This is a genomic window from Aminobacterium sp. (genome assembly GCF_034926885.1).
Taxonomy (GTDB): Bacteria; Synergistota; Synergistia; order Synergistales; family Aminobacteriaceae; genus Aminobacterium.
In genome coordinates this window covers 82,274-91,927 of sequence record NZ_JAYFQR010000014.1, presented here as the reverse complement: position 1 = coordinate 91,927, position 9,654 = coordinate 82,274, and the positions used below count along the sequence as shown (strand labels likewise).

Below are 9,654 nucleotides of genomic sequence, written 5' to 3'. Positions count from 1 at the left end.
CCTTCTTCTTCCATGCCGGAAGCAATCCTGAAAAGGGACAGACCTATCCTCACCACAATTCGAAGTTTGATATCGATGAAGATACGTTGTGGATAGGGTCAGCTCTTTTTGCACATTTCGCTTTGAACTGGCAGAAATAAGTATTTAAACTAATAAGGCTAGGTATTATAAATAAAAACAAGCAGGAATTCTTTATTTGATTCCTGCTTGTTTTGTATTTCCTATTTTTTCGGAAGAGTGATTTCAAAGATGGTTTGACCGCCATTCGGAGAAATTAAAACGATGTCTCCATCGTGTGCTGTAAAAATTCGTTTCGCTATAGCTAACCCTAATCCATAGCCGCCAGCACCCCATTGTCCCCGAGCTCGATGGCTGTCTCCTCGTCGAAAACGATCGAAAATAGAAGCAGCAGCTTCTTCTGAAATTCCGATGCCATTATCTTCAACTCGAAGAACCCACAGCGCATCTTTTTCTGAAAGGTCGATTCTGATATGACCTCCATGCCCATCTCCATATTTTTCTCGCACATATTTTATTGCGTTATCGAGAATATTTCGTATTGCTCTTGATAAATCTCCGCTTTGCCCCACCATGAGCGCTTTTTCAGGAATCTCTTTTTCTATGAGTATCGATCTCCCTAATGGATGATGTGCATATTCCTCAAGAAGTGTATTTATGATAAGAGATAAATCTAGTTCTTCCTTTTTTTCCTGAGGAAGTTGGCTTTCTAGGCGGGAAAGTAAAAGAAGATCATCAACTAATTGTGTCATTCTTTCCTGTTGCTGAATGATGGATTGCAGATGATTTTGAACCTCTTCGTTTTCTTGAAATTCTTCCTGTAAATATTCAGCTGTAAGACGAATGGTCGTTAAAGGTGTTTGAAATTCATGCCCAGCATCTGCAATAAAATCTCGTCGTGCCTCTTCTAGCCGAACTTCTTCTGTTAAGTCTGTAATGACAAGCAACGGTCCGCTTACTGTTTGGCGTGCATAGAGATTCAGGTGGCGACCTCCTGAGCCAAGCTCGGGCATTTCCACCGTTATTGCATGTTCAATCCCTTCCTTGGATTCCTGAATAAGGGGGTAGATATCACCACAAGTAAGGAAACGTTCTATCGGCTGACCTTCTTCCATCGTTGTTTTGATACCAAGTAAGTTGTGGGCTTCATTATTTGCATACCGTAAACGATTGTCATTATCGAGCAAAATAACACCTACAGGTAGAGAGGAAACAATGCGGGAAAGAGTTGTTCTCTCTATGTTGAGCTCTTCCAGCGCACCTTTCAGACGAGATGACATCGTTTGAAGAGATTCAGAGAGACGTTGAAGCTCAGTATCTGCCATAAGAGGGAAACTTGCTTCTTTCCCTTCGGTAATTGAATGAGCAGCAGAGACAATGCGTTCAAGAGGAGCAAAAAAACGTCGTATAATCCATAGCTCAAGCCCAAAGATAAGAAAGGCTGCAATAATAATGTACGATAGAAAACGAAGACGTACATTCAAGAGAGCTTCTTTCAGGGAATTCAGGGGACGTGCAATACGAATAAAAAGAGGTCCCTCGTTTCCCTCTATTTTGCGCACTACATACACGAGATGAGTTCCCAACGTTTGACTGTACCGAGATATTGTTCCGACGCCCTCTTGGTCAGCTTGTCGAACTTCCGGTCGATTTTTATGGTTGTCGAGGGTCTCTGTGTCTGTAGCGCTATCGAGTATTACACGTCCGTTAGTGTTAATAATTGTAACTCGGCTTCCAAGTGTTTCTTGCCATTGTTTAAAATCTCTTTGGAAAACGTTGTATCCATCACTGCGTATTATGTGAGCGACAACGGCAGTCTCTTTCGTAAGTTGATCAGTGGCGTCATCTATGAGCTGTTGTTTCATTATGCCTGATACCAAAAACCAACTGATAGCAAAGGCTGCGATGGTAACGATGGCGAGTACTGCTGTAATTTTTCCCTTTAAGGTGTTCATGCCCTAATCCTCCCAAACGATTCGATATCCTCGGCTGCGCAATGTTTGTATTTCGAGAACAGGACGTTTCTCATCGTCTATTTTTCTTCGAAGCCTAGAAATATGCACGTCTAGTGTGCGCGTGTCACCGCCATAAAGATTCCATATTTTCCCTAAGAGCTCATCTCGACTGACAGTTTTTCCGAAACGTCGAGTGAGCAGTTCAAGAATACGAAATTCTGTAGGGCTTAAATCCAGAGTTTTTTCCCGTAAAGTAACTGACTGACTCTCTAAATCCAAGGCTAACTCTTTATTTGTAATCTGCCGCATTTCTTGACTTGTCTGGTTTCTGCGCTGAAGTACTCCGACCCGTGCAACAAGTTCTGCCAGAGAGAATGGCTTTTTCATATAATCATCAGCGCCAAGTTCCAGACCTTCAACAACATCCATTTCTCCTCGTCTGGCAGTGAGCATAATTATGGGAATAGTAGCAGTTTCTTTGTTGCTCTTAAGTCGTCGACAGACTTCCCACCCATCCATGCGAGGAAGCATAAGATCAAGAATAATAAGGTCAGGGCGAGAGGCAAAAGCCAAATCTAAGGCTGTATCACCATCAGAGGCGACCAGTGTTTCATATCCGCGTCGTTTGAGAGCTTGAGAAACTATATCTTGAATGCCTTTCTCATCGTCAACGATTAAAATTCTGCTATCATTCACGGTCTATGCTCCTTTGGACGTCTATATGCAGATGCTTTTACAGTCTTTCCTGTAATGATATAGACGACTCTTTCTGCCACGTTTGTAATATGGTCGCCGGCACGTTCCAAAGTTCTTGCTACATTGAGAAGTAGTGTAGCTTGTTCTATTCTTTGAGGTCGTTCCATCATGAGAAGCAGGAGTTCCCTCATGATCTGCTTTTCAAGATCGTCAATAATATCGTCAAGAGGAAAGACCCGATAAGCCATAGCGTCATTTTTGTTTTCTAAAGCTTCAAGACTTTTTTCGAGCATATCAGAAAGAATATCAACCATACGAGGAATATCGATAAGAGGCTTCATAAGCTCTTTATCTGCAACTTCGATGGCTGCTTTGGCAATATTACTTGCATAATCTCCTAATCGTTCGAGATCAACGGCCATGTGCATCAAAGAAGAGACCGTGCGCAGATCTTCTCCGAGAGGCTGAAAACGCGCTGTAAATTGCATACAGGCCATGTCTATATCGGCGGCGAGGTCATCTATGGCGTCATCTCTTTTTATAATTTCTCGTGCCACATCAGCATTTTGGTTTTTTAGAGCCCAGACTGCTCTGGCAAGAGATTCTTCTGACATTTTCCCTAACCGTGTCAACATCCTAATAAGTTCTGTCAATTCAGTTTCAAGTTGTCTTCTGGTATTAATCTGGTTCATCCTTAGTCACTTCCTTCCCTCAAGGGGCTTTCTCGTTTAACCAAATCGTCCAGTAATGTAATCTTCTGTGCGCTTGTCATCTGGAGATGTAAAAAGTTTTGGAGTTTTTCCATATTCAATAAGATCACCCATAAGGAAAAATGCCGTGTAATCTGAGATACGAGCTGCTTGCTGCATATTATGGGTAACAATAATAACAGTGTATCTTTCTTTAAGGGTTCTCACAAGTTCTTCAATCCTGGCTGTAGCCATTGGGTCAAGAGCACTCGTCGGTTCGTCCATAAGCAGAACCTCTGGCTCTGTAGCAATGGCTCTCGCAATACAAAGACGCTGTTGTTGTCCTCCTGAGAGACCCAGCGCTGAAGATTTTAACTTATCTTTTACTTCACTCCAGAGAGCTGCTCCTAAAAGGCTTTTTTCTACAATATCATCAAGCTTTTCTCGTGATTTTATTCCATTGAGGCGAGGTCCATATGCAACATTATCGTATATTGACATAGGAAAAGGGTTAGGTTTTTGAAAGACCATGCCGACTTGGCGGCGTAGTGTAATAACGTCAGTGGATAGGGCATAAATGTCTTTCCCTTCAAGAAAAATTTTTCCTTCGATTTTTGCTCCTGGTATAAAGTCGTTCATTCTGTTAAGGCAACGTATGAAACTGCTCTTTCCACATCCGGAAGGGCCAATAAGAGCTGTTACTGTTTTGCTGAAAATGTCGATGTTGATGTCGTGTAAAACTTGGTTATTGCCATAATATAAGTTAAGATTTGAAACGACAAGTTGTGGTTTTGTCATCTATACCTACTCCTTGCTTGCAATTTAGCGTCCGCTTTGTCTTAAACGGGCGCGCATTATAACTCCAATGGCACTTATTCCAAGAACAAAAGCCAGAAGTACGAGTACTGTTCCATATTGTATAGGCCGTGTGAGTGTAATGTTCGTACCTTCTGTAGCGAGTACCATAATATGATAGGGCAAGGCCATAACTTCATCGAAAAGGCTTGTCGCAACACTTGGAGTGAAATAGGCTGCTCCGGTAAAAATGATAGGAGCCGTCTCTCCAGCTACCCGTCCGATGCTTAAAATCCCTCCTGTAATGATGGTGGAAGAAGCAGAAGGAAGAACAACTTTCCAGATAGTTTGCCATTTGGATGCTCCAAGAGCATAGGAGGCGTCTCTATAATCTTGAGGCACAGCGAGAAAAGCCTGCTCCGAAGCGGTTACTATAAGGGGCAAAGCCAGACAGCCTAATGTGAGGCCAGCTGAGAGCAGAGAAGAACCAAATCGTAGCAATATAACGAAAAGGGATAGACCGAAAAGGCCAAAAACGACAGAAGGCACGCCGGCAAGAGATCGTATTGCCAGGCGTAGAAGCGAAGTAAAACGTCCTCTCTTCGAATATTCCGCTAAATATAGACCTGTAGCAATTCCAACAGGAAGAGCAAAGAACATAGAGACAAGAACAAGTTGCAATGTGCCTATAAGAGGGGTGCTGATTCCTCCACGAGTCATATTATCCCTGGGAGATTCTGTTAAGAAACTCCACGAAAGAACCTGATATCCGTTAACGAATATATATGTAATAATCGCCAGGAGCAAAAAAACAATAAGCCCTGTTGCGCTCCATAGCAGGATCGTCATAAGTTGGTCTAAAGCCTTGCGTTTGGTCATGATGATTTCACCTTCCTTTTACTTTCAATCCAGCTTGAAAGAAGGTTTATTCCGAGTGTAATGAGTAAAAGTATCAGTCCTGCGAAGAAAAGCGCATGATAATGAGTGGATCCTACCGGGGTTTCTCCCATTTCGGCTGCAATAGTAGAGGTCAAGGGACGAACGGGGTCAAAAAGAGAGATAGGGATAAGTGCTGCTCCTCCCGCAGCCATGAGGACGACCATCGTTTCTCCCATTCCGCGCATAATTCCGAGTAAGCAGGCAGAAAGAATGCCTGGAAGAGCTGCGGGAAAGACGACTTTGCTGATTGTTTCCCAGCGAGTAGCTCCCAGAGCGAATGACGCGTTACGTATCTCTCGTGGTACTGCTGAAAGAGCTTCTTCTGCAAGGGATCCGACGATAGGAATGATTAAAAAACCCAATAGTATTGATGCGTTTAAGAGATTGAGGCCTGAGAGAATAGCAAAACGGCTTTGAAGCCAAGGGGCAATAACGACCATGCCAAGAAATCCAAGAATAATCGAAGGGAGGAAGCCCAGAAGTTCCAGAATCGGTTTTAATATATTTTTCATTTTTTGAGAAGCTATTTCTGAAATAAAAATAGCAATGAACAAACTTATTGGAAGGGCTATGAGTGATGAAAGAAGAGTTACTGCTACGGAGCCGGCAATAAGGGGCAACATCCCCAGTGCTGGTGGCGTTTCTGTAGGATACCAGTCTGTTCCAGCCACTATTGATGATAATGTTGTTTCTTTCAACACGGGAAGTCCTTCCTTTATAAGAAAAAGAAGGATAAACAGCATAACAAAGATGCCGACAGATGAAATTGACATAATAATGATAGCTGGTGTTCGTTCTTTTTTCATAGGCATCACAAATCCTTTTTTGAGAATATATTCTCTTGAGAAGCAGGCAAGAATTCGCCTGCCGGGAACAGGCGAATTCTTGTTGTGCTTATTTATGATTAACGAAGAGGCACAAAACCTGCTTCTCCGACTATTTTTTGTCCGTCATCGCTAAGAACGAAATTGATAAAGTTTAGGGGCTCCCCTGTCGGCCACCCTCTGGTGAACATGTACAGATAGCGAGATACAGGATATGTTCCATTTAGTGCATTTGCTTTATTACCTTCAATTCCCTCTACTTTGATAGGTTTAACGGAGTCGTTCATATATCCTAAACCGATATATCCAATAGCATTCTCATTTTTAGCGACAGTTTGTACCATAGCTCCGTTGGATGCGACGACGAGTGCTCGTTTGTCCACTCGTTCTTTGTGAAGAATTTTTTCTTCCCACGTTTCATATGTTCCAGAGCTCGTATCTCTGCTAACAACTGCTATTGGTTTGTTGGGGCCGCCGACTTCTTTCCAGTTTTTGATTTTGCCCATATAGATTTTTTTGAGTTGTTCTATAGAAAGGTCTTGAACAGGATTTGATGTATGAACTACAGGAATAAGTGCATCCATCGCTACAGCGAAGGGAACAGGATAAGCACCATTCTCAACAGCTGCTTTGACTTCTGTGTCTTTTATGAATCTTGAAGAATCAGCTATATCTGTTGTTCCATCAATTATAGCTTTAATACCATTACCGCTTCCACCACCAGAGACAGTAATGGCTACTTCTGGGTGCGCTGTCATATACTTTTCAGCTGCGGATTGAGCAATGGGAAGAACTGTTGTGGAACCTTTGATAACAAGTTCTGCGGCTAAGGCTGCACCACTTACGGCTAAAACAGCAACAAGTGCTGCACCGGCTATTAATTTCTTCATCTCTTAAAGACCTCCTCGTATGTCTTTTTTCTTTTTGTTACGTTGAGACATAGTATAAGGACCTTATGTAACGAACGTGTCTCGCATTTGTAACAATAATGTTAAGAACATAGGTGTCTTTTTGCCTTTTTCCCCTTGATTTTTAACCATAAGCATGTCTTAATAGCATATAAGGTTCACATGACGGCTAGTTGGTCCTCAATGCGGAACGAGGTGTTTGGGAATGGGGTCTTTTCAAGGTTTAAAGTTAGGAATTAATGATACGATTTCGGTTACAACACATGAACTTCATAAAGGTGATTCACTCTTCATAAACGATAGTTTATCCATTCAGATTCAAGAAACTATTCCAGCGGGACATAAAGTAGCGTTAAAAAAAATAGAATTGGGCGAGAACGTTATAAAATACGGTCATTCTATTGGTATAGCCACAAAAAACATTGAGAGCGGAGATTGGGTCCACACCCATAATCTTTCTACGGCTCTCGAAGTTGAATGGTCTTCACGATGGCATTATGTTCCCCCTCAGATCACTCCTCCTTTTCAGACAAAAAATTTTATGGGATATCGACGTTCTACAGGTCGCGTTGGAATTCGAAATGAATTATGGGTTATTCCTACAGTAAGTTGTATCAACGATGTTTTACGAAATCTTATTCCTCAGTACGAAGCTCCTCAATGGGTTGATAGAGTCAGAGTTTTAGCTCATCCATATGGTTGTTCTCAACTTGGTGATGATTTTGAATATACGTTACGTGCCCTTTCTGGCCTGGCTTTTAATGGGAATGCTGCTGGAGTTTTAGTTGTAGGTATGGGATGTGAAAATTTACAGATTTCTTATATGAAAGATCGTCTTTCTAATCATCCTAACGTTGAATATACCGTTTTGCAAGAAGAAACAGATGATCAAGAAGCTCTTTTTTCACGTCTTGATTTGTTAGCAGAGAGAAGTCAGGTTTTGAGGCAGGAATGCCCTCTTTCAGATCTCGTGGTAGGCGTGAAATGTGGAGGTAGTGATGCCTTTTCGAGCATTACAGCCAATCCTCTCGTAGGGCTTTTCTCTGATTATCTTACATCTTGGGGTGGAACTCTTCTTGCTACAGAAATCCCTGAAATGTTTGGAGCAGAGGATATCCTTACTTCTCGTATAGAAGATGAAAGTGTTTATCTGCGTTTCGTAGAAATGATCAATTGGTTTAAAGAATATTTTACGTCTTATCATCAGCCGGTTTATGAAAATCCTTCACCTGGTAACAAAGAAGGCGGAATTACAACTTTGGAGGAAAAATCTTTGGGCGCAGTCGAAAAAACTGGGTCAGGTCTCATTTCAGATGTTTTAGGATATGGAGAACAATATAAACGTCCAGGTGTAAATATTGTTTTTAGCCCCGGTAATGATCCCGTTTCTGTTACATCTCTTGCTGCCAGCGGAGCTGTTTTAACTCTCTTCACAACGGGACGGGGTACGCCATACAGTTCTGCTGTTCCGTCGATAAAAATTGCTACGAATACAGCTCTTTACAACAAGAAGAAAAATTGGATGGATTTTAATGCAGGTCGTCTTCTTGAAGGGGAGGAGTGGCAACCTTTACTTGGAGAGTTAATTGATATGGTTATTAATGTTTCAAATGGCCGACCAACCTGTAATGAACATTTGAATATAGGAGAAATCGGTCTTTTTAAGCACGGAGTGATTTTATAAAAAGAGGAAGGGGGTTCTATTCTTTATTAGGGGAATAACGCAGTAGGGTAGGCTTTTGTACACTATTTTTAAGGAGGATGTTTTTCGTGAAGATGATGAAATTCGTTCGTACTATGATTCTTACAGCATTAGTGATGGTCATGTGTTCCTCCATGGCTTTTGCCGCAACCACATTGAAAATAGCGAATTATTTTCCTGTGGATCATCCAGCCAATAAAGTACTTGCTGAAGTCTTTAAGCCTATGGTTGAAGCTAAAACCAATGGCTCTTTGCAGGTTCAGGTTTTCCCAAACAATCAGCTTGGTGCTGAGCAGGAGTTTGTAGAGGGAGTACAGCTCGGAACTATTGAAATGGCTCTTACAGGAAATCTTTGGGAAAATACTGTAGATCTTTTTAAGCTGCTTCAGCTTCCCTATATGTTTAATAGCTACGAACATGCAGACGCTGTCTTTAACGGCCCCATCGGAGAAAAAATTTATGAAAGCCTTAAGCCCCTCGGTGTAAAAATACTTGGTGCTTTCCCGAGAGGATTCAGAGTGATTTCTAATAACAAAAAGCCCATTAATTCCATCGAAGATTGTAAGGGCATCAAAATCAGAGTTTGGCAGGGTGAAGTTATTATTAAATTAATGCAGGGTTTTGGATTCAGCACTGTCGTTATGCCTATGAGTGAGGTCTTCACTGCTTTGCAGCAGGGTGTTGTTCATGGACAGGATAACCCTCTCATGACCTCCTATTATGCAGGTTGGTACGACGTTCAGAAATATGTTGCTATGACAAATCACATTTTTGGTTTCCAGTATTTTGTAATTAACCAGAAAGTTTGGGATAAGCTCTCTGCAGAAGAGCAGGCTGCCGTTAATGAAGCAACAAAAGCTTCTATCGCAGAGATCACAAAACTGACAAAAGCTGAAGAAAAGGATGTTTTACAGAAAACTATAGATAAAGGCCTCGAAGTAACATATCCTGACCTGAAGCCTTTTGTGGAAAGTGCACAGCCTATTATCGACAGTTATGTTAAGAGTTGCCCAGAAGCAGCTCCCTTCATTGAGCAGATTCGAGAGGTAGGCAAACAGTTCGAAAAATAAGATGTAAATAAACGTCACTTTTCCCGGCAGAAAATAGGTGAGTTGCATATCTTTTCTG

9 protein-coding genes are annotated in these 9,654 nt (G+C 41.8%); 2 read left to right on the top strand and 7 right to left on the bottom strand.

Annotation, left to right across the window (positions count from 1 at the left end; translation table 11 throughout):
* Positions 1-221 precede the first annotated feature (221 nt).
* The 7 genes from VB083_RS06420 to VB083_RS06390 all read right to left on the bottom strand — a co-directional run bounded on the left by VB083_RS06420 (position 222) and on the right by VB083_RS06390 (position 6,806).
* Positions 222-1,973: an ATP-binding protein gene (locus VB083_RS06420; RefSeq protein ID WP_213695792.1), complete on the bottom strand. Its 1,752-nt coding sequence runs from the start codon at positions 1,971-1,973 to the stop codon at positions 222-224.
* Between the two features lie 3 nt (positions 1,974-1,976).
* Positions 1,977-2,669 (bottom strand): response regulator transcription factor, encoded by a 693-nt coding sequence (locus VB083_RS06415; protein ID WP_323401878.1) that lies wholly within the window; start codon positions 2,667-2,669, stop codon positions 1,977-1,979.
* On the bottom strand, positions 2,666-3,361 hold the full coding sequence (gene phoU / locus VB083_RS06410; protein WP_213691951.1) for a phosphate signaling complex protein PhoU: 696 nt from the start codon (positions 3,359-3,361) through the stop codon (positions 2,666-2,668). Before phoU ends, VB083_RS06415 begins: the two co-directional genes overlap by 4 nt.
* A gap of 36 nt (positions 3,362-3,397) precedes the next feature.
* The gene (gene pstB, locus VB083_RS06405; RefSeq protein WP_213691950.1) at positions 3,398-4,156 is read right to left on the bottom strand and encodes a phosphate ABC transporter ATP-binding protein PstB; all 759 of its coding nucleotides are present in this window, start codon (positions 4,154-4,156) and stop codon (positions 3,398-3,400) included.
* Between the two features lie 24 nt (positions 4,157-4,180).
* Positions 4,181-5,032, bottom strand: coding sequence for a phosphate ABC transporter permease PstA (pstA, locus tag VB083_RS06400; protein WP_213691949.1), 852 nt, complete (start codon positions 5,030-5,032; stop codon positions 4,181-4,183).
* Positions 5,029-5,898, bottom strand: coding sequence for a phosphate ABC transporter permease subunit PstC (gene pstC / locus VB083_RS06395; RefSeq protein ID WP_213691954.1), 870 nt, complete (start codon positions 5,896-5,898; stop codon positions 5,029-5,031). Before pstC ends, pstA begins: the two co-directional genes overlap by 4 nt.
* Before the next feature lie 98 nt (positions 5,899-5,996).
* Positions 5,997-6,806, bottom strand: coding sequence for a phosphate ABC transporter substrate-binding protein (locus VB083_RS06390; RefSeq protein ID WP_213691948.1), 810 nt, complete (start codon positions 6,804-6,806; stop codon positions 5,997-5,999).
* A gap of 223 nt (positions 6,807-7,029) precedes the next feature.
* Between VB083_RS06390 and VB083_RS06385 the strand changes: the two genes are divergently transcribed.
* Both VB083_RS06385 and VB083_RS06380 read left to right on the top strand, forming a co-directional pair.
* Positions 7,030-8,508, top strand: coding sequence for a UxaA family hydrolase (locus VB083_RS06385; RefSeq protein ID WP_213691947.1), 1,479 nt, complete (start codon positions 7,030-7,032; stop codon positions 8,506-8,508).
* Positions 8,509-8,600: 92 nt separating this feature from the next.
* Positions 8,601-9,596: a TRAP transporter substrate-binding protein gene (locus VB083_RS06380; protein ID WP_307880068.1), complete on the top strand. Its 996-nt coding sequence runs from the start codon at positions 8,601-8,603 to the stop codon at positions 9,594-9,596.
* The last annotated feature ends 58 nt before the right edge of the window (positions 9,597-9,654 follow it).

What these genes read in the sequence shown, in the direction of transcription:
- VB083_RS06420 (WP_213695792.1), bottom strand. Translation starts at nt 1,973, where the DNA reads ATGAACACCTTAAAGGGAAAAATTACAGCAGTACTCGCCATCGTTACC.
- phoU (WP_213691951.1), bottom strand. Translation starts at nt 3,361, where the DNA reads ATGAACCAGATTAATACCAGAAGACAACTTGAAACTGAATTGACAGAA.
- pstB (WP_213691950.1), bottom strand. Translation starts at nt 4,156, where the DNA reads ATGACAAAACCACAACTTGTCGTTTCAAATCTTAACTTATATTATGGC.
- pstA (WP_213691949.1), bottom strand. Translation starts at nt 5,032, where the DNA reads ATGACCAAACGCAAGGCTTTAGACCAACTTATGACGATCCTGCTATGG.
- pstC (WP_213691954.1), bottom strand. Translation starts at nt 5,898, where the DNA reads ATGAAAAAAGAACGAACACCAGCTATCATTATTATGTCAATTTCATCT.
- VB083_RS06390 (WP_213691948.1), bottom strand. Translation starts at nt 6,806, where the DNA reads ATGAAGAAATTAATAGCCGGTGCAGCACTTGTTGCTGTTTTAGCCGTA.
- VB083_RS06385 (WP_213691947.1), top strand. Translation starts at nt 7,030, where the DNA reads ATGGGGTCTTTTCAAGGTTTAAAGTTAGGAATTAATGATACGATTTCG.
- VB083_RS06380 (WP_307880068.1), top strand. Translation starts at nt 8,601, where the DNA reads ATGATGAAATTCGTTCGTACTATGATTCTTACAGCATTAGTGATGGTC.